The following is a 21,233-nucleotide window of genomic DNA, read 5'->3' as shown; positions in this document are numbered from 1 at the left end:
TCAGCGCCGGAACAACGGCCGCGGGTCGACCGCCCACACCACCCTGCGCCACCAGGAAGCCTTGCGCCGCACCGCTTTCTTCACCTGCCGGGCCAGCCGCCAGCTGTTCTCGTCCACGACCGGCTGCGGTGCGAACGCGGCCTGGTCGACCAGGACGGCCAGCTGAGCGCCTGCCTCTCCCCACTCGCGAGCGACGTCCGGCACGGTGCGGCTCGGCTTCGGCCGCAGTCCCGCGAGCTGCAGCGCGTCGAGCACCTCGTGCCACGCTCCCACCGGTCCGGCCGCGCGCAGCCGGACGCGCCGCGAAGTCCGCGCCACGTACAGCCCGACGAGCAGCAGCACCGGCGTGAACACCCAGAACGGGAATCCCTTCGGAGTCTCGGGCGCGGCCACCTGGTCGCCCTGCACCGCGGTCGGCTGCACCAGCGGCGGCACCGACTGGAGCGAGGTCGGCGTCGGCTTCGCGGTGGTGGAGGCGAGCCTGTTCAGCACCTCGCGCTTCGAGGCGGCACTGGGCCCGCTTCCGTTGCCGGACACGGGATCGAACGCGACCCAGCCCCACCCGCTGAAGTACACCTCCGGCCACGCGGTGGCGTCGGCGGCGCGCACGATCCGCTCGCCGTTCTGCTCGGGCACCGGCTGGAACCCGACCACCACCCGCGTCGGCAGCCCGACGGCCCGCGCGAGCACCGCGTAGGCCGACGCGAACTGCTCCGCCGTCCCCGCTCCCGCGCCGGACTCGCCCGCCGCGCCGAACAGGAACGTCTCCAGCCGCGCGTAGGACGACCCGACCGGCGCCTCGGCGTCCGGCCTGCGGCCCAGCCGCACGACCTGTTCCAGCGCAACGGCCTTCTCGTACGGCGTGCGCGCGTTCTGCGTCGCCTGCCGCGCGTAGTCCGCCAGTGTGAACGGCAGGCGCGGCAACGCCGTGTACCTCGTTGCGCTGGAAGGAACCTGGGCCTCGGCGAGATCGGTGTCGGCCGGCGTCTCGACGACGCCGCGCACCGTGTAGCTCAGCCCGGTCTTGAGTCCTTCGGCCACGACCAGCGAGCCGGTGTCCGGATCCACCATGGCGTCGCTCAGGGACACCGCCTGCGGCTTCCCGACGCCCGGCAGCCACTCCCCCGTCAGCCCGGTGATCCGCAGCTCGACGCTGGCGTCCTGGAACTTCCCGCCGGTCGGCAGGTCCGGCGCGTCCACCACGCCGAGCGGCCCGTACGTCGACGCGGCCTCCCACGACGCCCCCGAGTACCGGCTCAGCGTCACCAGCCGCACCGGCACCTCGGGCCCGCGCATCCGGAACAGTTCCGTGTCCCCCTGCGCCGCCCACGAGGCGAGCTGCGGCAACGGGTTCGAGAGGGCGAGGTCGGTGACGGGCGGCGTGACGAGCTTGCGCGGCTCGAACCCGTTGGTGGGCAGCACGAAGGTCAGCAACGTCAGCGCGGCCAGCGTGGTGGCGAGCACCGCCGGCGGCACCACGGGCCCGCGCCGGTCGATGATCAGCCATCCCAGCGCGAGCACCACGACCAGCGTCAGCGCCACCAGCCCGTAACGGTCCGCACGGCCCGTGGTGAGCAGCGCCGCCGACACGTACAGAGTGGCCGCGCCGAGCGCCGGCACGAACAACGCCGTCCCGCGCCTGGTCACCGACAGCACCATTCCCGTGGAGATGCCGATGATCAGCAGCAGTCCGGGCACGAGCAGTTCGGGCGTCGCGGGGGCGGGCCGGGCGGCGGTGAGCAGCCTCGGCACGGTGTCGAGCAGCACCCAGGTCGGGTCGCGGTCCGGGGACGCGCCGCGGGCCAGGAAGAACCCGCCCGTCATCGCGAGCACCATGACCGCCAGAGCGGCGAGGCCGGCCGGGACGAGGCGTTTCAGCGGCAGGGCCAGGAAACCCGCGAACGCGGCGAGTCCGAAGTAGACGAACGCGCCGTCCCAGGCCTGGGCGAGCTGGAGCGAACCGACGAGAAGAATGGCGGCGACCCACGCGAACTTCATCGGGCCACCACCGCGTTCCACGAGTCGACCAGGTCCTCCGCGCGCGCCCCGCTGATCACCAGCACCGACCCCGCCGCGCCGACCGGCCGTTTCTCGTCCACCACGAGCACCGCGCCGAACGCGGCCCGCCCGGCCTCCAGCACCAGCGCGGGAACGCTCTTGCCGCTGATCACGGCGACCACGTCGAGGTCGCGCACCGGCACGGTCGGGCGGCCGTCGACGTCCTGGAGTTCCAGGTCCGCCAAGGCGGACAGGATCGGTGCCGAGTCCTGCTGTTCCTCCATGTCGGTGCCGCCGGACGACGTCAGCAGCCGCACCGGGTGCCCCTGTTCCAGGGCCGAGGTGATGAGCGACGCCGCCACCTCGACGGCCTCCTCGAAGCGCTGTTCCTCGGCGTACGAGGAAGCACTGTCGTCCAGCAGCACCGCCAGGTGCGGGCGGGCCGGGTCGGCGTCCTCGCGGATCATGAGGGTGCCGGTGCGCGCGGACGTCGCCCAGTGCAGCCGGCGCAGATCGTCACCCGGCACGTACTCGCGCAGTCCCACCAGGTCCGTGCCGCCGCGCTCGACGCGTTCGTCGGCGCCGACCTGGCCCCGGCGGGCACCGGACGGCAGGCCGCGGACCGGCAGCACGCGCGGCACGACCCGCACCTGGACGACCTCGCCCAGCACGGTGCGCGCCTGCGCCAGACCGGCCAAGCCCTTGCGCCGCAACGTCAACGGGCCCACGTCGAACACGCCGCGGCGTTCGGTGGGGATCGCGTAGTCGACGGCCTCGACCGCGCCGGGTGCCAGCAAGGGCACGTCGACGTCCATCGGCGAGCCCGCGACCATGTCGACGGCGTCCAGCGCCACCGGCCAGCGCCCGGTCGCCGACAGCTCCAGCCGGCCGGTGCAGCGGGCCAGCCGGGGCACGGTGCGCGGGCGGACCGTGCGCGAGACCGACAGCGGTGAGGCGACCAGCACGGAGACGATCGAGGCGATGACCAGCGCGGTCAGCGCCAGGCCGAACGCCGCCATCCCCGCGTACCGCCACCACAGCCCGACACCGAGCATCAGCAGGCCCAGCACCGCGGTTCCGGTGCCGCGCAGGGTGAGTCTCATGGGGTAGCGGACTTGGGCGCCGCGGGCTTGGGCACCGCCACGCGCGACAGCACGTCGGACAGCACCTCGGCCGTCGTCACGCCCGACAGGACGCTCTCCCGCGTCAGCACCAGGCGGTGGGCCAGCACCGGCTCGGCGATGTCCTGAACGTCCTGCGGCACCACGAAATGCCGCCCCTTCGACGCCGCGTAGACCTGCGCGCACCGCACGAGGGTCCGCAGACCACGCGTCGACGTGCCGAGCCGCAACCGTTCGTCGGTGCGGGTACCGGTGCCCACGGACGAGATGTACTGCAGGATCGGGTCGGCGACGTGCAGCAACTGCAACCGTCCGCTGAACGAGCTGATCTCGCGCGGCGACGACACCGTGCGCACGTCGGCCACCCGGCCCGCGCCGCTGCCGGGACGCAGCACGTCCAGCTCGTCCTCCACCGACGGGTAGCCGATGGAGGTGCGCAGCATGAACCTGTCGAGCTGCGCCTCGGGCAGCCGGTAGGTGCCGTCGAGATCGATCGGGTTCTGCGTCGCCACCACGAGGAACGGGTCCGGCACCGCGTGCCCGATGCCGTCGATCGTGACGGTCCGCTCCTCCATGACCTCCAGCAGCGCGGACTGCGTCTTGGCGGCCGCGCGGTTGATCTCGTCGGCCAGCACGATGTTCGCGAACACCGGACCCGGCCGGAACCGGATCTGGCCCGTCTGCGGGTCGTAGACCGAGGTGCCCGTGACGTCGGACGGCAGCAGGTCCGGCGTGAACTGCACGCGCCGCGACAGGCCGCCCAGCGCACCGGCGACGGCACGAGCCAGCGTCGTCTTTCCCGTGCCGGGCACGTCTTCCAGCAGCACGTGGCCGCCCGCGAACATCGCCACCAGCACCAGGTCGATCACGTCGCGCTTGCCGCGCACCGCGCTCTCGACCGCGTCGCCGAGACGGGTGTGCAGGTCGCGGAAGGCGGAAACCTCACCGGTGTCGATCACTTTTCCTCTTCTCCACGACGAGCACCGATGCGCAGCAGGAACGCGCACGCCAGCAGACCGAGCCCACCCGCGCCCATCGGCGCCGTGCCGGCTCCCGCCGGTGCCAGCCGCGGGATGCAGCCGGGTTTGCCCTGACACTCGTCGATCACGTAGATCACGTTCTTCGCCGCCGAGTCGACCTGACCGCCACCGGTTGCCGCGTAGGCGCGCACGACGATCGAGTTGGTGCCTTCCTCCACGTCGATCCGGGCGGTGGTGGCGTTGCACGCGATGCCGACCGAGTACCCCTGCGTCTTGTTCACGACCTCGCAACGGCCGTTGTGGCTTGCCCAGTCCGCGGGAGGCGCCATGTTCACCGTGCGGCTCGGCGTCATGCGCCCACCGACGAACCCGGTGATCACCGCCGCACCCGCCGTCGGCAGCGACGGCGGAGGCGGTGGAGGAGGTGGCGGCGTGGTGGTGGTCGTGGTCGGCGGCGGGGTGTTGGGCGGGGGCGTGTTGGGAGGCGGCGTGTTCGGCGGGGGTGTGTTGGGCGGCGGGGTGTTCGCGGGCGGCGTCACCGTGAACGCGCCCATGCCCGCGGCACCGGCCGTCGACGCCGTCGAGGCGCGCACCGTCACGTCGAGCCTGCCGCTGGTGCAGAACGTGGAACCCGTGCACGGCACCGACAGGTCAGTGGACGTACCGGCCGACTGAGCCGACACCGAACCACCGCTGAACGAGCCGGAACCCGCGACCGTGTACCCCACGACCGGATCGGTCGACGCGGCCGCGCTCCAGCTCACCGTCACGACGAGCGCCGAAGCGCTGCGCGACTTCTCCCGCACCGTCACGCCCGCGGGCGCGGCCGGAGCCGTGCCACCGGCGGACGGCGGCGTGGACGGAGTCGACGGCGGAGGCTGCACCTCGGTGGTCGGGCCGTTGCCCAGGCCGGGGTTGCGCGGCGGCTTGGTCGGCTCGTTCGGGTTCGGCGGCGGGGGCGGCGGCACGGACGGCGGCGGCGAGCGGTCCGGGTCCTTCACCGGGACCTCGGGGCTGCGGATAGTCATCGTGCGCGTCGCGCCGTCCGCGTCGACCAGCACGCCCGTGGAGGAACCGGGCACGTTGACGAACAACCGGCCGTCGTCGAACACGAGCTCGGGGTCGGAGCCGCCGGACGTGCGCACGTCGTCGCCACCGCGGTGACCGCTCCGGTCGAGGATGATGACCTTGCCGGATCCCTTGCAGGGCACGTAGACCTTGTCGCGGAACACAGCGGGCCGCCCAGGGTTCGGGCACCCCATCGCGCCGACGTCGACGCGCAGGACCTCACGACCGACGACCAGCACCACGACCGAGGACGACGGCACCGACGCGGGCACCAGGTCCAGCGGCGAGGTCTGCGCGGCGATCACCTCGGCGTCCGAGCGGGCGGTGGACGAGTCCACGTCCTCACCCGTGCCGTCGCGCACCACGACACCGCCGTCGAGACCGATGAGCGTGACGCCCTGGTCGTGCGGCACCAGGACGGTGCGAGGCCCGGCACCGGTGACCTGGCGCTGCGAGCGCTCCTGGAACCGCTCCTCGTCGTCCGACCAGTCCAGGGAACGCAACGTGCCGCCGTGATCGACCAGCCACAGCACACCGCGCTCGTCCACGACGGCGTCGGCCAGGGGCTGCCCGGCCTGCCACGTCTGCCCGATGTCGGCCAGCGTCAGCGGATCGGCGGTGTGCACGGTGCCGGCCGCGCGGTCGACGACGAACACCAGCCCGTTCGCCACCAGCACCTTGCTCGTCGCACCGGGCGGCGCCTGGCGGCGGCCGGAGGCGAGCAGCGTGGCCAGGTCGATGACGGTGATCTCGCCGGTGCGCCGGTTCAGGACGATCAGCCTGCCGTCCTCCTGCGCGATCTCGAGCTGCGAGTCGGGCCCGCTGATCTGCAACCGCGTCTGCGGCCTGCCCGACACCGGGTTGACCTGCACGACCTCGCCGCGCTGATCATCGCCCAGCCAGGTGAGCCCGTCCGACACCGAGACCGACGTGCGCGAGATGCCCTGCCCGAGCGCGGCGCCCGCGAGCACCAGAACACCCAGCAGTGCCGCGACGAAACTCGCCGATTCCCGCCCTCCACCGGAGATAATGCGTTTGATCCGGTGCCACCAAGACATAACGCGCCCTCCCTCGCCCGCCGGGGATGCTAACCCCCGGCTCTGACAACTTCGGGCGGCGCATGGTTCCCGGTTCGCCTGGTCAGCCGACTGGCAGACATCAGGAATGGCGATGGACGCCGACCGGCAGTTTTGAAAACCGAATGGCGTTCCCCCAACTCGACTAACGCATAAGGCAGAGTGGACGCATGGAAATCCCCGGCATGGGACTTGCCAAGCAGGCGCTCGACACCGCCCTCGGCACGACAGTGGCCGTCGCGGCCGTTCCGGCCCGCGTGCTGAGCCTGATCGGCGAGGTCGAGCAACTCGTCCGCAAGGTCAACGGCACGATCGACGCCGTGGACGGCATCGTCGTGAAAGCCGGCGACCTGGTCGATCGCACGGCCAATGTCGTGGCCGACGCGGAGAAGGCCGTCGACGAGGTCCGCGCGATCACGGCGAGCGCGAGCGACGTCGCCGAACGGGCCGGGCTGGTCGTCACGACGGCGGGCCACACCGCGAACACGGCCAACGAGCTGATCGGCATGTACGAACCGCTCGCCAAGCAGGCCCAGCCGCTCGCGAAGCGGTTCGTGGACGAGCTCTCGCCGCACGAGGTCGAGGCCGCGATCAAGCTGGTCGACGAGCTGCCGGTGCTGACGGAGCACCTGACCAGCGACATCCTGCCGATCCTCGCGACCCTGGACAAGGTCGGTCCCGAGGTGCACCAGCTGCTCGAGGTCACCAGCGACATGCGCCAGGCGATCCTCGGCATCCCCGGCTTCGGGTTCATGCGCCGCCGCGGCGAGAAAAAAGAAGAGGAAGAAGGTGTGAGGGAGCTGGATAACGGGTAGCCCACCCGAATGACCGCTCTCGCACGTGAAGATCAACTGACCTGGTGGCTGCTGACCAGCGTGTTCGGCCTGCTGGCGGCGATCAACGTCGCACTGGCCGTCACGGAGAGAACGACCTGGCCCTACGCGCTCGCGGCGTTGCTGCTCGCCGCGAGCGCGTGGAGTGCCAGACAGGCGCTCAGACCTTCCCCGTCGTCTGATGCGTCAGGTTCGACGGTGATCCGAACCGGAACGCGCGCACCCGATAGGTCGCGGTTTTCTCGTCTGGAAGTGTGATCACCCCGTACGAGGTGGTGTCCGGGTCGAGCTGCACGGCGACGCGGTAGTCCGCCGCGCCCGCCGGCCTGACCTCGATCAGGTACCCGTCCTCGTCGGACGCGTGGTCCTCCCAGGTGAACAGGATCCCGTTGGCGTGTTTCACCTCCGCCTTCAGGCTCGTCGCCGCCGCCTCGGGTGAGGCCACCGGCGTCGCGCCCCCACCGCGCTTGACCGGCGCGGTCCAGTCCGGCCCCTCGATCTCCGGCACGTCCTCCCCTGGGGGCAGCGCGACGTCCACAGTGGCCGAAGCAGGTCCGACGAACGGCCGGACCCGGTAGTAGAACTGGGTTTCCGGGATCAGGTCCGGATGCTCGTACGTGTCCTTCGCCGGTGCGGCGAACTCCAGGATCGTGTATTCGCCGTCGGCCGCGTTCGCGTACTCGACGACCTGCCCGGCCGACCCCGCCTCCGGACGCCAGTGCAGCGTCACGTCGATCGGCGAGGTCAGCTCGGACGTCAGCACGGGCTCCTGCTGTTCCTGGCCGCAGGCAGCCAAGAACAGCAGGAGCACCAGAGCAGTCGGGCGTCGGATCACTTGCGCCAGAACTTGATGTTGCTCCAGACGACCGTGGCAGGTCCTTGGCCGCTGGAAGTCCTGTACGCGCCGAACTTGTCGTAGAAGCTCGAACCCGAGCTCGCGTAGGTGTGCGCACGCGAGCCGTTGATGTACGTGCGGTGTTCCGTGGCCGTGTTGTGCACGGTGTTCACGCGCACGGTCGCCCCCACGGTCGCGCCGGTGGCGATGGTGTCGCCCCCGTGCACGGCGTAAAGCCGGCCGCCGCGTTCCACGGCGAGCATCCAGAACGGTCCCGCGCTGGGAGCTTCCCGGAACGTCTGCTTGAGACTGATGCGGGTGCCGCCGAGACTCGTGATCCGGAAGCTCCCCTCGAACTGACGCGTGCCGCCGGTGTAAGTGGCGTAACGCCGCTCGGCACGCTGGTCACCGCTCGCGGTCGAGCAGGTGAGCTGGAACGTGAGGTTGTCGACGTTGCCACAGCCGCGTTCCTGAACGGTGAACGACGGCGAGTAGCTGGTCCACGGACCCGTCTCGACCTGTGCCCGCGCCGGTGAGACCGACACGAGCAGACCGGCTGCCAGCGCGATCCCCGCGACACCGCGGAGTCGTTTGGACATACCGATACCTCCTCAAAGCGTGCTGAGGACAGCACGTTTTCTCAGGGGGCGGTATCGGGAGAGTAGCCGATACTGATCGAATGTTCGACCTCCATCGTCTGCGACTGCTGCGTGAGCTTTCCCAACGGGGGACGCTCGCCGCCGTCGCGCAGGCGCTGAACTACAGCCCGTCGTCGGTGTCGCAGCAGCTCTCCCTGCTGGAGTCCGAGGTCGGCGTGCCCCTGCTGGAACCGGTCGGCAGGCGGGTGAAGCTCACGCCCCAGGCCGAGATCCTGGTGCGGCACACCGAAGAGGTGCTCGCGCGGCTCGACCAGGCCGAGTCGGAGGTGGCCGCGTCGCTGCACGAGATCACCGGCACGCTGCGGGTCGCGACGTTCCAGACCGCGGCGCTCGCGCTGATCCCGGCGACGCTGGCACGCATGAGAGACGAGCATCCGTCACTTCGGATCGAGTTCCAGGTCCTCGACCCAGCGGAAGCGCTTTCCGCGTTGAACGCCAGGGACTTCGACCTCGTCTTCGTGGAGGAGTGGCCGGACCAGCCGGAGGCCAGGTTCACCGGCCTCGAGTACCGGGAACTGTGCCGGGACCCGATCCGGCTGGCCGTCCCACGTGGACTTCCGGTCGCCGAGATCGGCTCCTACCCGTGGATCATGGAGACCGAGGGCTTCCCGCAGCGGATCTTCAACGTGAACTGGTGTCGCCACAACGGCTTCGAGCCGGACGTGCGCTTCTCCTCCACCGACGTGCTGGTGAAGCTGCGGTTCGTGGAAAGGGGTCTCGCGGTCGCGTTGCTGCCCGACCTGATCTGGTACGACCGCGAGATCACCGTCGACCTGCACGAGCTGCCGGTGCCGATGTCGCGGCTGCTGTTCACTGCGGCACGGGCAGGACGAGGTCAGCATCCCGCCGTGCGGGCGTTCCGGGAGGCGCTGGCGCTTTCCGTAGCGCCGCTCCGACCCCTGCCGTGATCACCAGGGCGATGCCGCACAACGAGATCACGCTCAGGTGCTGGCCGAGCAGCAACGCGCCTGCCAGCGCGGCCGCGGCGGGTTCGAGCGCGAGCACGACGCCGAACGTGCTGGGCTGCAACGTCCTGAGCGCCCTGATCTCCAGGGTGTACGGGATCGCGGACGCGAGCAGCGCCACCAGCGTGCCGAGCAGCAGGATCCTGGGCTCGAACAACGTGGCACCGGCCGTCGACAGCCCGTACGGCAGGGTGAGCGCCGCCGCGATCAGGCTCGCCCCCGCGAGACCGCCGGTGCCGAGCCCGGCCGTCGCGAGCTTGCGCCCGGCGAGGACGTAGCAGGCCCAGAACGCGGCCGCGATCAACGCGAGCACCACACCGATCAGGTCGAGTTTCGCGCCGGTGTACTCGTGCACGCCCAGGACGACGACACCGGCGAGTGCCAACCCGACCCACACGAAGTCCCTGGGCCGCCGGCTCAGCGCCGCCGCGAGCCCGAGCGGCCCGAGGAACTCGATCGTCACCGCGACGCCGAGCGGGATGCGGTCGATCGCGAGGTAGAACGTGCCGTTCATGCTGGCCATGGTCATCCCGAGCACGAGCGTCTCCTGGCGGAACTTCGGCCGCACGACCACGGCCAGCATCAACGCCGCGATGCCCAGCCTCAGGGCCGTGGCGCCGGGCGCGCCGATCTGGCCGAAGAGCTGGTTCGCGAACGCCGCGCCGAACTGCAGTGAGACGACCGAGCCGAGGACGAGGAAGACCGACATGCGCCCAGTGTTGTTTCCGCCGTCCCTTCAGTACAGCGAATGTTTGCGAGCGATATCGTTCGGTTTTCCCGAACATTTAGACTGTCCGGTGCGATGAGACGCAAACCCTCCTCCCCTCTCCCCCAGCGCAACGGCCTGGACGCGGCGCGGTTGAAGCTGCCGCCGGAAGGCCCGTGGCTGTCCCTGCGCGAGCACCTCGTGGAACGCCTGCCGCGGGTGGCGGCCGAGCGCATCGACGAGATGCTGGCCGAGGAACGGATCTGGAGCGTCTCCGGGCCGCTGGGCGTCGACGCGCCGTTCGTGCCCGACTCCTACATCTGGTTCCACCGCGACCTGCCCGTCGAGGTGCCGGTGCCGTTCGAGGTCGGCGTCGTGTACCAGGACGACGACATAGTGGTGGCGGACAAGCCGCACTTCCTCGCGACCATCCCGCGCGGCCAGCACATCATGCAGACCGCGCTGGTGAAGCTCCGCGACTCGCTGGGCCTGCCGGAGCTCTCGCCCGCGCACCGGCTGGACCGCGTCACGGCCGGGCTCGTGCTGTTCGTGGTGCGCCGCGAGCTGCGCGGCAAGTACCAGACGATGTTCCGCGATCGGTTGGTGCGCAAGGAATACGAGGCGATCGCCCCGTACGACCCGGCGTTGGAGCTGCCCCGCGTGGTGCGCTCACGGATCATCAAGGAACGCGGCATCATCACCGCGTTCGAGGAGGACGGCGAGCCGAACGCCGAGACCCACGTGTCCCTTGTGGAGCATCGCGGTCCTCTCGGCCGCTACCACCTCAAGCCGGTGACCGGCCGCACCCACCAGCTGCGGCTGCACATGTCCGGGCTCGGCCTGCCGATCGTGAACGACGACTTCTACCCGGTGCTGAAGGAACGTCCGCTGGACGACTTCTCGGCACCGCTCCAGCTCCTCGCCCGCACGTTGTCCTTCGTGGATCCCGTGTCGGGCGTCGACCGCTCGTTCACCTCGGGGTTGACGCTGTCCGCCTGGTCATGAGACGTGCGTGCGGAGGGTTCCGATCGGCTGCGGCGTCCAGACCTGGCCCATCCGGTCGAGCAACCGCTGGGCGAGCGCGCTCATCTGCGGGTGGGTCTCGGTGAACGTCGCCACGACCCGCGCCCGGAACATCAGCCGGCCGCGTGCCGTCGTGCTGTACCAGAACCAGTCCTCGTCGACGACCTTGGCGAGGTGGTCGGTGCCGTCCCGCTCGGAGCGCTGCACCAGCGCGTCGCCGTTCACGAACCACCGCACGCACGCGTCTTCGAGCCCCGCGGTGAAGCCGCGTTCCTCGAAGTAGGCCCGCTCGGCGGCCTCCCGCAGTTCCCGGGGCGTCTCGGTGACGGTCGCGCAGGTCGGGAAGCCGATGCGGAGGTAGACGACCTCGGTCAGCCCGTCGCCCAGCGCCGCTCCTTCGAGGTCCACGAACCTCGCGCCCTGCGGCGTGTACATGTCGTTGCCGGGGCACGGGTCGCCGTGCACCAGGTCGAACTTCCCGGAGTCCTCGAACACCAGCTCGTTCTCGGCGCCCCCGATCTCGACCTCCATCGCCCGCACGAACCGCAGGAACGGGGCGGGGTCCGGGACCGCCTGGCGCGGCAGCAGCCCGGCGTGCTCCGGCCCGGTGGCCCTGTGGAGGCGGGCGAGGCCGCGGGCGTAGTCGATCACCCAGTCCTCCCCGAACTTCTCGGAGCGCAGCCGTTCGAGCACCACGGTCCGCTTCTCGTGGTCGACGTCGAGGACGCGCGGCACCACACCTGTGTGCTCGGCGAGCCTGAGCGCGGTGACCTCACGCTCGAACGCCACCTGGTCGCCGACCACCTGCTTGACGATCCGGTCACCGTCCGCCCAGACGCGGGACCGGACACCGCTCGCGAGTCGCTGCACGGAAACGACTATTCCACACCCATAAAGAATACGCCACGAAACAATCTTCCATTCGGCGCAATGCTGTAACAAAGGAAGATGTCCGGCCGAATTCACCGTCGTGCAGAACCATGGGGCGGGAGCGAAGCCGGGGCGGTTGCCTTCGCTGACCGGCATGAGATTCATCGCCGCGTTCGTCGTGTTCGGATTCCACATCAGCTCGGCAGGGTTGTGGCCGTATCTGGACATCGGATTCCGGCAGGGCGCGACCGGGGTCAGTTTCTTCTTCATCCTGTCCGGATTCGTGCTCACGTGGTCTGCCAGGCCGGGCACCGGTGCTCCCGCGGTCTGGCGCCGCCGGGCCGCGAAGATCTTCCCCAACCACGTCGCGACCTGGCTCGTCGTGCTGGTCGCGGCCGCCGCGGTGACGCCTGCGACGGCGCTCGTGAACCTGTCGCTGATCCAGGCGTGGTTCCCCGGCGAGAGCGTCTACTTCAGCCTGAACACGCCCTCGTGGTCATTGTCGTGCGAAATGGCCTTCTACCTCGCTTTCCCGTTGCTCATCAAGTGGCGAATGCGTAGACCGTGGTTGATCGCATCGGCAACAGCGATCGCGATTATGATCGTTCCGGCAATCGCACTAACGATGCCTGGTCCGATCGAATACTGGTTCGTTTTCGTCTTCCCGCCGGTGCGCGCTTTGGAGTTCGTGCTCGGCATGGCGATGGCGCGGGTCGTGCAGCAGGGGAAGTGGATCGGCCTGGGGCTGTGGCCCGCGAGCGCGCTGTTCGCCGCCGCGTACGTCGGGTCGGGCTACCTGCCGGCCTCGTTCCCGTACGTCGCGGGCACGGTCGTCCCGCTGGCGCTGCTGATCCCGGCCGCGGCGGTCGCCGACCTCACCGGCAGGCCCTCGCCGTGGCGCTCGAAACCGATGGTGTGGCTGGGGACCGTGTCGTTCGCGTTCTACATGGTCCACCAGATCGTCATCCGGGTGAGCGGGAAGCTCCTCGACGTGCACGCGTTCCCGCTGGTCGCGGCGCTCGGGATGTTCGTGGTGTCGATGGTCGCGGCGTGGTTGCTGTACCGGCTGGTCGAGGTGCCCGCGGAACGGTTCCTCAAAGGGGCACCTCGACCAGCACCGGTCACGCCAGCGTCAGCGCGTACAACTCCACCCGCGGATCGTCGGGCAGCGTGACCGAACGGACCGTCTTCGCGGCGTCCAGCCTCAGCGACTGACCGAACAACCGGACCGGCGGGCCGTCCACGCCCTGGCCGGCCTTGATGCGGTGCGGCATCTCCAGCACGGTCGGGCCGCCGCCCGCCCAGTCCGCCACCGAGGCCACGACCTCGGCCGAGGTGCCGTCGGTGTACCAGACGGTGAAGGCGGCCGGCACCGGTCCGTTGTGCGACGAGCCCACGACGTGCAGCCACGAGAACTGGCCGGTGGGCAGCAGAAGCCCCTGCCCGTGCGCCTCCACGAAGTTCGGCTTCGTGCCGGTGGGGTCAGGCGCCTGGTAGGTGATGCCGCCCCACGTGACGGGCCCGGCCGGGGGCAGCAGAGCCGCGTCGTAGCTCCAGCCGCCGCCGTCGAAGTCGCCGGACGCGGAGTCGGCGACCGTCGCCGTGCCGTCGTGGTTGAGCTCCGGCGTCACATCGACCGAACACGTCGAGAACGCGCACAGCGCGGCTGGTTTGACCTCGACCACGGCCTTGAGCGCCACCGACTCCACCTGCACCGAGACCTCGTACGAGCCCGGAGCCACCCCGGCGGGCACCGTCAGCGTCAACGGCACCGTCCTCTGCGTCGGCAGATGCCGCGACACGATGACGAACGGCTTGGCGCCGCTCACCTTCCAGCCCGCGGGCGCGGTCGCCTGGGGCCGCACGGACGTCGCGCCGGGCGACTGGACCAGGACGTCGAGCTGCACCGTCAGCGACTGCGCGGAGTCCGAGGTCGGCACGACGATCTCGGTGTTGCGCAACGACGCCGACAGCGCGCGACGCGAGTCCTCGTTGCCATCGTTCAGCGATGGCGGCTCGTCACCCTTCGCGGTTCCCCACGACGAGGGCTTGGACGACACCTGGTGGGCGAGCTTTCCACCGTGCTGCAACGAGGACCAGGAGAGCCAGGTCTTGCGGACGTCACGGCCACCGAACGACACGCTCTTGACGTACCGGTTGGTGTCCGAGACCCCTGGCGCCGTCACGGTCAGCGTGCCGCCCTGCGAGCCGTACTGTCCGATTCGGACGGTCGCGGACTCGAACTGCGGCGAGGACAACGCGAGGAAGTCCGCGCCGTTGAACGTCGGGTAGATGCCCAGCGACGAGAAGACGTACCAGGCCGACATCGTGCCCAGGTCGTCGTTGCCCGTCATGCCGTCCGGGCCGGTGGTGAACAACGTCATCGCCGCCCGCACGACCGTCGCGGTCTTCGACGGCGTGCCCGACCAGAGGTACATGTACGGCGCGAGCAGGTCCGGTTCGTTGTTCGGGTTGTAGGTGGGCTTGCCGTAGTAGTCGTACGGCTCGGTGATCCAGTCGTGCCGTGCGGTGCCGGCCGGGTCGGCGAGCAGCTTCTCGTAGGCGAAGAACGAGTCGAGCCGCTTCTCGGTCTCCTTGCGGCCGCCCATCAGCGACACCAGCCCGGCCGGATCCTGCGGCACGAGCCACTGGTACTGGTAGGCGCCGCCCTCGTGGAACTGGTGCGAGGCGTCGACCGGGTTGTACGGCGTCAGCCACGTGCCCGCGGCGGTGCGCGGCCGGAACTGGCCGATCGACGAGTCCCAGAGGTTGCGGTACCACTGGCCGCGATCGGCGAACAGGCGCGCGTCGGCCTTCTTGCCCAGCCCCTTGGCCATCAGCGCCAGCGACGCGTCGGCCGCCGAGTACTCCAGGGTCGCGGAGGCCGGGTGCACGCAGTCGTTGTCGCCGCCCTTGTGCGCGCAGTCCTTGCCCAGCTCCAGGCCGGACGGGATGTAGCCGCGGTCGTTGTAGTAGGTGACACCGGATCGCCCGTTGTACGGCGAGTCAGCGGGAGGCAACGACGTCGCGTTGGCGCGCAACAGCTTGTACGTCTCCTCCTCGTAGCCCTTGAGCAGTCCCTTCGACCAGGCCTCCACGAGGAACGGCGTCACCGGGTCGCCGGTCATGATGTTGGTCTCGGACGACGCCAAAGCCCAGCGCGGCAACCATCCGCCGTCCCGCCCGCTGGCCACGACGGACAGTGCGACGTCACGGGCGACCTTCGGTTCCAGGATCTGCAGGAGCTGGTTCTGTGGTCTGTACGTGTCCCACAACGAGAAGTTCTGGTACGGCGTGTAGCCCGACGCGGTGCGCACCTTGCCGTCGAAGCCCATGTACTTGCCGTCGACGTCACCGGCGAGGTTCGGGTGCATCACGGAGTGGTAGAGCGCGGTGTAGAACGCGACCTGCCGGTCCCGTGTCCCACCGGAGATCCGCACGGCGTCCAGCTGCTTCTTCCAGACGTCCTTGGCCGCGGCGACCGCGCCGTCGAAGTCGTAGGAAGGAGCCTCCGCCGCGAGGTTCTTCCGCGCGCCCTCGACGCCGGTGTACGACAGGCCGAGCTTCAGCACGACGTCCCGGTCCGCGGTGGCGTCGAACGTGACCCAGGCGCCGTTCCCGCCGGCGCCAGCCGCGTCGCGGACGCCCGCCGTGGGAACGCTCCCTCGCCACGCCCCGAAGGAGGCGAACGGGCGGTCGAACGAGGCCGTGAAGTACACGGTGTGCTCGTCCTTGCCCGCGCAGAACCGGCCGTTGCGCACCCGGCCCTCGATCGTCCGGTCACCGACGACGTGGATCTCCGAGTCCAGCACCGTCTGGTTGGAGCGCCCGGTGTTGAACAGGACGTTCGCTGCGCCGGAGGACGGGAACGTGTAGCGCTGCCAGCCGGTCCGCTGCGTGGCCGTGAGCTCGGCGTTCACGCCGTACCGGGACAGCCCGACGCGGTAGTGACCGGGCTGCGCGGCTTCGTCCGAATGACTGAACTCGGACTTGTAAGCGTTGCTGTCAACGTTGTCAACGGACCCGACTGTCGGCATGACCGGCAGCTCGCCCATGACGCCGCAGCCCACGCCCGACAGGTGTGTCTGCGAGAAGCCGTAGATGGAGGTGGCCTTGTAGTCGTACCCGCCCTGACCTCCCGTGTCAGGGCTGACCTGCACCATCCCGAACGGCACCGAGGCACCGGGGAAGGTGTTGCCGAAGTTCTGCGTGCCCACGAAGGGGTTGACCAACGACGAAGGATCCTCGTCCGCCTGTGCCGCTTGAGCAGGGACTGTTAACCCCAGTAACAGCCCGACTACAACCAGTGTCCGCATGGGAGGCAGTATTGCCCGATCGTCGCCGCCCCGACACCCATCGGAGGCGGGGCGGCGCGCATTGGTCGCGGTGGCGCCGATTCCTGTCTCGTTTTGTCCAGGAACTAGCAGCGCTTGCTGGAGAACGCGGTGAAGTTGTCGTCCTGCTGGACGCTGATCATGCCGTAGGCGGCGGTGCACTGGGACAGGGTGGAGGCCGGCTTGCCCCACAGCTCGACGGGGGCGAACTGGCTGCTGTTGCCGCCCTTGTAGGAGTTCGGCGTGCTGTCGCCGGAGCTGCTGTAGACGGCGATCGCGGTCTGCGTGCCCCAGTAACGACCGGTGGCGCGGAAGCTTTCCCAGACGTAGACGTAGGAGTAGTTCGCCCCGCACCCGGCGAACTGCTTCACGGACGCGATGTTGTTGCCACGCCACTTGACGTACCCGGTCGACCCGATCTGCGCGGCGCTGGCGCAGCCGGGCGGCGTCTCCGCGTTGGCGACACCGGGAGAGACGAAACCGAGCAGCACGAACACGGCGGCGATGATGGCCCTCTTCATGCGGGTGATCATCGCCGTTCGCGCTGACAACTCACTGACACCCGAGTAAGCAGGAGGCATGCCCGTACAGCTCAACCACACCATCGTCCACGTCAGCGACCAGGACCACTCCGCCCGCTTCCTCACCGAACTGCTCGGCCTGCCCGACCCGGTGCGCTACGGCCCGTTCCTCGTCGTCGAGGTCGCGAACGGCGTCTCGCTCGACTACATGACGGCCCGCGGCCCGATCACCGAGCAGCACTACGCGTTCCTCGTGACCGAAGAGGAGTTCGACCAGATCTTCGGCCGCATCCAGGAACGCGGCCTCGACCACTGGGCCGACCCGTTCCACTCCCAGCCCCAGCAGATCAACCGCAACGACGGCGGCCGCGGCGTCTACTGGAACGACCCGGACGGCCACGCCCTGGAGATCATCACGCGGCCGTACGGCTCCGGCAGCTGACGAACCGGTTCACGTATCTAAAAGGTATAGACCACCTCTTGTGCTCGGAGTTCTTGCCTGCCACCGTGAGAGCGGTAACACACCGTGGGCGCGCAGATGCTCCGAGGAGTTGGTCCCATGTTCCGGACACGCGCCGCCGCCCTGATCGTCGCGCTGATCGGCGTCTTCACGCTCGTTCAGCCGGCGACGGCAGCGCCGTACATCATCACCGAAGCGCAGTTCAACCGCATGTTCCCGTCCCGCAACGCCTTCTACACCTACACGGGCCTGAAGAACGCGATCAACTGGTCCGGCTCCTTCGCGAACCAGGGCAGCGAGACGGTGAAGAAGCAGGAACTCGCCGCATTCCTCGCCAACGTCTCCCACGAGACCGGCGGCCTCTACTACATCCGCGAGATCAACCAGAGCGGCGACTACTGCGACGAGAGCAAGCCGTACGGCTGCCCCGCCGGGACCAGGCAGTACTACGGCCGCGGCCCGATCCAGCTGTCGTGGAACTTCAACTACAAGGCGGCCGGCGACTACCTCGGCATCAACCTGCTGAACAACCCGGACCAGGTGGCCACGAACGCCACCACCTCGTGGAAGACCGCGATCTGGTACTGGATGACGCAGAACGGCCCCGGCACCATGACCCCGCACAACGCGATGGTCAACTCGCGCGGCTTCGGCCAGACCATCCGCAGCATCAACGGATCCCTGGAGTGCGACGGCCGCAACCCCGGCACGGTGGAGAGCCGGGTCTCGAAGTACCGCTCGTTCACCGGCATCATCGGCGTCGCAACGGGATCAAACCTCTACTGCTAGTGACAAAACAGGTCTAGACCCTTGACTGGTCTGGACCATTGGTGCCAATCTCAGCGCTGTTCACATACCTGATCCTCCGGGCGCGAAGACTCCAGGAGTGAGTGACCTTGCTGAGAAAACGAATTCTGGCGTCTCTCGCGGCGGTGACGATGGCGGCGACCGTGGCCGTCATCGCGCCGACCGCGTCATCCCAGGCGGAAGTGTCCGCACAGGCCTGCACCTTCACGAACTGGGTGCAGGGTCAGTGGTACACGACCGGTTCGATCGTGAAGTTCGAGAACAACTACTACATCGCGGAACACGACAACCCGGGCTACAGCCCGACGGTTTCCACCTGGTACTGGGAGCCGACGAGCTGTGACGGTGGTGGCGGAGGTGGCGGCGGCGGCACCTGCACCAGCGCCGCGGACTGGGTCGCGGGCCGGCAGTACTACACCGGCAACATCGTGCGGTACAACGGCTCCTACTACATCGCCGAGCACGACAACCCAGGTTATGACCCGACGGTCTCCACCTGGTTCTGGGAGCCGCACAACTGCGGTGGCGGCGGCGGAGGTGGCGGGGGCGACTTCCTCATCACCGAGGCCCAGTTCAACCAGATGTTCCCCGGCCGCAACAGCTTCTACACCTTCCAGGGCTTCGTCGACGCGACGCGCACGGTCGCCGGGTTCGCCACGACCGGCAGCGACACGGTGAAGAAGCAGGAAATCGCGGCGTTCCTCGCGAACGCGTCGCACGAGACCGGTGGCCTCGTCTACATCGAAGAGATCAACAAGAACAACGACCTCTGCGACGAGAGCCAGTCCTACGGCTGCCCGGCCGGCACCTACGCCTACTACGGCCGCGGTCCGATCCAGCTGTCGTGGAACTTCAACTACAAGGCGGCCGGCGACTACCTGGGTCTCAACCTGCTGCAGAACCCGTACCAGGTGGCGCAGAACTCCACGACCGCGTGGCGGACGGCGATCTGGTACTGGATGACCCAGAACGGACCCGGCAGCATGACCGCGCACAACGCGATGGTCAACAGCGCCGGCTTCGGCCAGACCATCCGCAGCATCAACGGTTCCCTGGAGTGCGACGGCCGCAACCCGGCGCAGGTCCAGAGCCGAGTCTCGAAGTACCAGCAGATCACCGGAATCATCGGTGTGAACCCTGGCGGCAACCTCTACTGCTAGTGGTCGCCCTGACTAGGACTTGAGTGGTCCTAGTTCGGTCGTAGCTTCAATTCATGACCATGGAGCTCAACGACCTGTTGCACGAGCTGAACGATCAGCGCAGGACCTTCCGCGTCACAGTGCGAGGTCTCACCGCCGCAGACGCGGTGAAGCGCACGACCGTCAGCGAGCTCACGCTGGGTGGGTTGCTCAAGCACCTCACCTGGTGTGAGCGCGGCTGGACCCACATCCTGACCGAGCAGCCCGGCACTCCGCCCGGCATGCTCGACTGGGATCAGTACACGTGGACCGGCGACGACCTCGACGCGTTGCTGGAGTCCTACGACGAAGCGGTGCGCGCGACCGATGAGGCCGTGCGCACCGCTTCGCTCGACAAGCTGGTGCCGCTGCCGTCCGCGCCGTGGGATCAGAACCCCCGTCCCATGTCGATCCGGCGGATCGTGCTGCACCTGATCCGGGAGACCGCGCAGCACGCCGGTCACGCCGACATCCTCCGGGAGACGCTGGACGGTCAGTCGACCACGGCGTTCCTGTACGAGTGATCAGGCCGCGAGCTGTTCCTTGACCTGCGCCAGCGACGGGTTCGTGAGCGCCGCGCCGTTCGGGAAGTGGACGGTCGGCACCGTGCGGTTGCCGCCGTTCACCTCCATCACGAAGTCGGCCGCGCCCGGCGTCTCCTCGATGTTGATCTCGACGTACGCGATGCCTTCGCGGTCGAGCGAGCTCTTCAGGATCCGGCAGTAGCCGCACCACGAGGTCGAGTAGACGGTCAGCTGGTCGGGAGCCATCAGGCGCACTCCATCGTCGGGGTTGGACATCGTCGTCAGTGTCAACGTTCGGCGAGGAGCACTTCTTCCCGGGGTGCCGCTGTGCCGCGCGCCACTCGAACGGCGCAACCGCAGGCGATCGTCAGACAATCGTCAGGTCAATTCCCTGCACGGTGAGTGAACATAGTTCGCGCACGGCCGAAGATTTCGGGCGTGCAATTCGTCATGAATTCATGCGGACATTGCCGATCAATTCAGTCACCCATTCGGCGGCCCGTCACCACGCAGAGTTTCCGATATCGTCTGAATTCCGCCGCCGCTACCGCAGTCATGTTTGGAAAGGCTGACCATGCTGAAAACGGTGGCGGCTGCTGCCCTCGCGCTGTCCGCGGTCCTGACCGCGCCGGCCGCGAACGCAGCATCCGATGTTCCTGATTTCGTGACGATCGACGTCGTCACCGTGAACGGTTCCGGCTGTCCCGCCGGCACCGCGGCTGTTGCGGCCGCGGACGACCGCACGGCGTTCACGGTCACATACAGCCAGTACCTGGCGCAGGCCGGACAGGGCTCAGGCCCCACCGACTTCCGCAAGAACTGCCAGCTCAACATCAGAGTGAGCTATCCGCAGGGCTTCACCTTCGGCATCGCCCAGGCCGACTACCGCGGATTCGCCAACCTGCAGCAGGGCGCCACGGGCACGGAGAAGGGCAACTACTACTTCCAGGGCATGTCGCAGACCGCGAGCCGCACCCACACGTTCAACGGCCCGAAGAGCGACAACTGGCAGGCCACCGACCGCGCGACGGTGTCGGAAATCATCTACGCGCCGTGCGGGGAGGTCCGCCACCTGAACATCAACACCGAACTGCGCGTGAACGCGGGAACCGCGTCGAAGGCCAACAGCTTCATGACGATGGATTCCACGGACAGCAGCGTGAGCACGAAGTACCAGTTCTCCTGGAAGCGTTGCTGATCCAGGCACCGATTGCCGCCGCCCGTTCATTTCGTTGAACCCCAGACGGAAAGGTGCCCCATGCTCACCACACTCGC

20 protein-coding genes are annotated in these 21,233 nt (G+C 68.9%); 9 read left to right on the top strand and 11 right to left on the bottom strand.

Going from position 1 to position 21,233, the window contains the following annotated elements:
* From ACIRG5_RS07850 to ACIRG5_RS07835, 4 genes are read right to left on the bottom strand one after another with little or no spacing between them, the layout of a single operon-like run.
* Window positions 1-1,998, bottom strand: a complete 1,998-nt coding sequence (locus ACIRG5_RS07850; protein WP_402901833.1) for a transglutaminase domain-containing protein — start codon at window positions 1,996-1,998, stop codon at window positions 1-3.
* On the bottom strand, window positions 1,995-3,101 hold the full coding sequence (locus ACIRG5_RS07845; RefSeq protein ID WP_402901830.1) for a DUF58 domain-containing protein: 1,107 nt from the start codon (window positions 3,099-3,101) through the stop codon (window positions 1,995-1,997). Before ACIRG5_RS07845 ends, ACIRG5_RS07850 begins: the two co-directional genes overlap by 4 nt.
* A complete protein-coding gene (locus tag ACIRG5_RS07840) occupies window positions 3,098-4,078 on the bottom strand; it encodes an AAA family ATPase (protein WP_402901827.1) in 981 nt (326 codons plus the stop codon). The genes ACIRG5_RS07845 and ACIRG5_RS07840 overlap by 4 nt, the downstream gene beginning before the upstream one ends.
* Window positions 4,075-6,225, bottom strand: coding sequence for a hypothetical protein (locus ACIRG5_RS07835; protein ID WP_402901824.1), 2,151 nt, complete (start codon window positions 6,223-6,225; stop codon window positions 4,075-4,077). The genes ACIRG5_RS07840 and ACIRG5_RS07835 overlap by 4 nt, the downstream gene beginning before the upstream one ends.
* Window positions 6,226-6,413: 188 nt before the next feature.
* Between ACIRG5_RS07835 and ACIRG5_RS07830 the strand changes: the two genes are divergently transcribed.
* Window positions 6,414-7,058: a hypothetical protein gene (locus tag ACIRG5_RS07830; protein WP_402901821.1), complete on the top strand. Its 645-nt coding sequence runs from the start codon at window positions 6,414-6,416 to the stop codon at window positions 7,056-7,058.
* Between the two features lie 178 nt (window positions 7,059-7,236).
* On the opposite strand, the gene ACIRG5_RS07825 is transcribed toward ACIRG5_RS07830, so the two are convergent.
* Both ACIRG5_RS07825 and ACIRG5_RS07820 read right to left on the bottom strand, forming a co-directional pair.
* Window positions 7,237-7,887 carry a fibronectin type III domain-containing protein gene (locus ACIRG5_RS07825; RefSeq protein WP_402901818.1) on the bottom strand — a complete coding sequence of 217 codons (651 nt, stop codon included), beginning with the start codon at window positions 7,885-7,887 and terminating at the stop codon, window positions 7,237-7,239.
* Between the two features lie 20 nt (window positions 7,888-7,907).
* On the bottom strand, window positions 7,908-8,510 hold the full coding sequence (locus ACIRG5_RS07820; RefSeq protein WP_402901815.1) for a hypothetical protein: 603 nt from the start codon (window positions 8,508-8,510) through the stop codon (window positions 7,908-7,910).
* Between the two features lie 80 nt (window positions 8,511-8,590).
* On the opposite strand from ACIRG5_RS07820, the gene ACIRG5_RS07815 reads away from it, so the two are divergent.
* Window positions 8,591-9,478 (top strand): LysR family transcriptional regulator, encoded by an 888-nt coding sequence (locus tag ACIRG5_RS07815; protein ID WP_402901812.1) that lies wholly within the window; start codon window positions 8,591-8,593, stop codon window positions 9,476-9,478.
* On the opposite strand, the gene ACIRG5_RS07810 is transcribed toward ACIRG5_RS07815, so the two are convergent.
* Window positions 9,381-10,244: an EamA family transporter gene (locus tag ACIRG5_RS07810; RefSeq protein WP_402901809.1), complete on the bottom strand. Its 864-nt coding sequence runs from the start codon at window positions 10,242-10,244 to the stop codon at window positions 9,381-9,383. The genes ACIRG5_RS07815 and ACIRG5_RS07810 overlap by 98 nt on opposite strands.
* A 93-nt stretch (window positions 10,245-10,337) precedes the next feature.
* On the opposite strand from ACIRG5_RS07810, the gene ACIRG5_RS07805 reads away from it, so the two are divergent.
* Window positions 10,338-11,246: an RluA family pseudouridine synthase gene (locus tag ACIRG5_RS07805; protein WP_402901807.1), complete on the top strand. Its 909-nt coding sequence runs from the start codon at window positions 10,338-10,340 to the stop codon at window positions 11,244-11,246.
* On the opposite strand, the gene ACIRG5_RS07800 is transcribed toward ACIRG5_RS07805, so the two are convergent.
* The gene (locus ACIRG5_RS07800) at window positions 11,241-12,134 is read right to left on the bottom strand and encodes a phosphotransferase (protein WP_402901804.1); all 894 of its coding nucleotides are present in this window, start codon (window positions 12,132-12,134) and stop codon (window positions 11,241-11,243) included. The genes ACIRG5_RS07805 and ACIRG5_RS07800 overlap by 6 nt on opposite strands.
* A gap of 154 nt (window positions 12,135-12,288) precedes the next feature.
* On the opposite strand from ACIRG5_RS07800, the gene ACIRG5_RS07795 reads away from it, so the two are divergent.
* On the top strand, window positions 12,289-13,308 hold the full coding sequence (locus ACIRG5_RS07795; RefSeq protein ID WP_402901801.1) for an acyltransferase family protein: 1,020 nt from the start codon (window positions 12,289-12,291) through the stop codon (window positions 13,306-13,308).
* Here ACIRG5_RS07795 and ACIRG5_RS07790 read toward each other — a convergent pair.
* Together ACIRG5_RS07790 and ACIRG5_RS07785 are read right to left on the bottom strand one after the other, a co-directional pair.
* Window positions 13,256-16,450, bottom strand: coding sequence for a GH92 family glycosyl hydrolase (locus tag ACIRG5_RS07790; RefSeq protein WP_402901798.1), 3,195 nt, complete (start codon window positions 16,448-16,450; stop codon window positions 13,256-13,258). The two genes, ACIRG5_RS07795 and ACIRG5_RS07790, sit on opposite strands and share 53 nt — an antisense overlap.
* A gap of 104 nt (window positions 16,451-16,554) precedes the next feature.
* The gene (locus ACIRG5_RS07785; RefSeq protein WP_402901795.1) at window positions 16,555-16,989 is read right to left on the bottom strand and encodes a hypothetical protein; all 435 of its coding nucleotides are present in this window, start codon (window positions 16,987-16,989) and stop codon (window positions 16,555-16,557) included.
* A gap of 58 nt (window positions 16,990-17,047) precedes the next feature.
* Here ACIRG5_RS07785 and ACIRG5_RS07780 point away from each other — a divergent pair, with 58 nt between their 5' ends.
* From ACIRG5_RS07780 to ACIRG5_RS07765, 4 genes are all read left to right on the top strand, one after another.
* The gene (locus tag ACIRG5_RS07780; RefSeq protein WP_402901792.1) at window positions 17,048-17,431 is read left to right on the top strand and encodes a VOC family protein; all 384 of its coding nucleotides are present in this window, start codon (window positions 17,048-17,050) and stop codon (window positions 17,429-17,431) included.
* A gap of 117 nt (window positions 17,432-17,548) precedes the next feature.
* Window positions 17,549-18,238, top strand: coding sequence for a chitinase (locus ACIRG5_RS07775; protein ID WP_402901789.1), 690 nt, complete (start codon window positions 17,549-17,551; stop codon window positions 18,236-18,238).
* Window positions 18,239-18,339: 101 nt separating this feature from the next.
* Window positions 18,340-19,416 (top strand): glycoside hydrolase family 19 protein, encoded by a 1,077-nt coding sequence (locus ACIRG5_RS07770; RefSeq protein ID WP_402901786.1) that lies wholly within the window; start codon window positions 18,340-18,342, stop codon window positions 19,414-19,416.
* 53 nt (window positions 19,417-19,469) lie between these two features.
* Window positions 19,470-19,958 (top strand): DinB family protein, encoded by a 489-nt coding sequence (locus tag ACIRG5_RS07765; RefSeq protein ID WP_402901783.1) that lies wholly within the window; start codon window positions 19,470-19,472, stop codon window positions 19,956-19,958.
* Here the strand turns inward: ACIRG5_RS07765 and ACIRG5_RS07760 are convergent, their stop codons facing one another.
* Window positions 19,959-20,234, bottom strand: coding sequence for a mycoredoxin (locus ACIRG5_RS07760; RefSeq protein ID WP_402901780.1), 276 nt, complete (start codon window positions 20,232-20,234; stop codon window positions 19,959-19,961).
* Between the two features lie 298 nt (window positions 20,235-20,532).
* Between ACIRG5_RS07760 and ACIRG5_RS07755 the strand changes: the two genes are divergently transcribed.
* Window positions 20,533-21,156: a DUF4360 domain-containing protein gene (locus ACIRG5_RS07755; RefSeq protein WP_319973395.1), complete on the top strand. Its 624-nt coding sequence runs from the start codon at window positions 20,533-20,535 to the stop codon at window positions 21,154-21,156.
* Window positions 21,157-21,233 lie beyond the last annotated feature (77 nt).

It is taken from the genome of Lentzea sp. NPDC102401 (assembly GCF_044765805.1).
GTDB classification, from domain to species: domain Bacteria; phylum Actinomycetota; class Actinomycetes; order Mycobacteriales; family Pseudonocardiaceae; genus Lentzea; species Lentzea sokolovensis.
The sequence above is the reverse complement of the archived record's forward strand: the minus strand, read 5'-3'. Positions and strand labels throughout refer to the sequence as shown.

Coding starts and splice junctions, on each gene's coding strand:
- ACIRG5_RS07850 (WP_402901833.1), bottom strand. CDS start 1,998: ATGAAGTTCGCGTGGGTCGCCGCCATTCTTCTCGTCGGTTCGCTCCAG.
- ACIRG5_RS07845 (WP_402901830.1), bottom strand. CDS start 3,101: ATGAGACTCACCCTGCGCGGCACCGGAACCGCGGTGCTGGGCCTGCTG.
- ACIRG5_RS07835 (WP_402901824.1), bottom strand. CDS start 6,225: ATGTCTTGGTGGCACCGGATCAAACGCATTATCTCCGGTGGAGGGCGG.
- ACIRG5_RS07830 (WP_402901821.1), top strand. CDS start 6,414: ATGGAAATCCCCGGCATGGGACTTGCCAAGCAGGCGCTCGACACCGCC.
- ACIRG5_RS07820 (WP_402901815.1), bottom strand. CDS start 8,510: ATGTCCAAACGACTCCGCGGTGTCGCGGGGATCGCGCTGGCAGCCGGT.
- ACIRG5_RS07815 (WP_402901812.1), top strand. CDS start 8,591: ATGTTCGACCTCCATCGTCTGCGACTGCTGCGTGAGCTTTCCCAACGG.
- ACIRG5_RS07810 (WP_402901809.1), bottom strand. CDS start 10,244: ATGTCGGTCTTCCTCGTCCTCGGCTCGGTCGTCTCACTGCAGTTCGGC.
- ACIRG5_RS07805 (WP_402901807.1), top strand. CDS start 10,338: ATGAGACGCAAACCCTCCTCCCCTCTCCCCCAGCGCAACGGCCTGGAC.
- ACIRG5_RS07795 (WP_402901801.1), top strand. CDS start 12,289: ATGAGATTCATCGCCGCGTTCGTCGTGTTCGGATTCCACATCAGCTCG.
- ACIRG5_RS07790 (WP_402901798.1), bottom strand. CDS start 16,450: ATGCGGACACTGGTTGTAGTCGGGCTGTTACTGGGGTTAACAGTCCCT.
- ACIRG5_RS07785 (WP_402901795.1), bottom strand. CDS start 16,989: ATGAAGAGGGCCATCATCGCCGCCGTGTTCGTGCTGCTCGGTTTCGTC.
- ACIRG5_RS07780 (WP_402901792.1), top strand. CDS start 17,048: ATGCCCGTACAGCTCAACCACACCATCGTCCACGTCAGCGACCAGGAC.
- ACIRG5_RS07775 (WP_402901789.1), top strand. CDS start 17,549: ATGTTCCGGACACGCGCCGCCGCCCTGATCGTCGCGCTGATCGGCGTC.
- ACIRG5_RS07765 (WP_402901783.1), top strand. CDS start 19,470: ATGACCATGGAGCTCAACGACCTGTTGCACGAGCTGAACGATCAGCGC.
- ACIRG5_RS07760 (WP_402901780.1), bottom strand. CDS start 20,234: ATGTCCAACCCCGACGATGGAGTGCGCCTGATGGCTCCCGACCAGCTG.
- ACIRG5_RS07755 (WP_319973395.1), top strand. CDS start 20,533: ATGCTGAAAACGGTGGCGGCTGCTGCCCTCGCGCTGTCCGCGGTCCTG.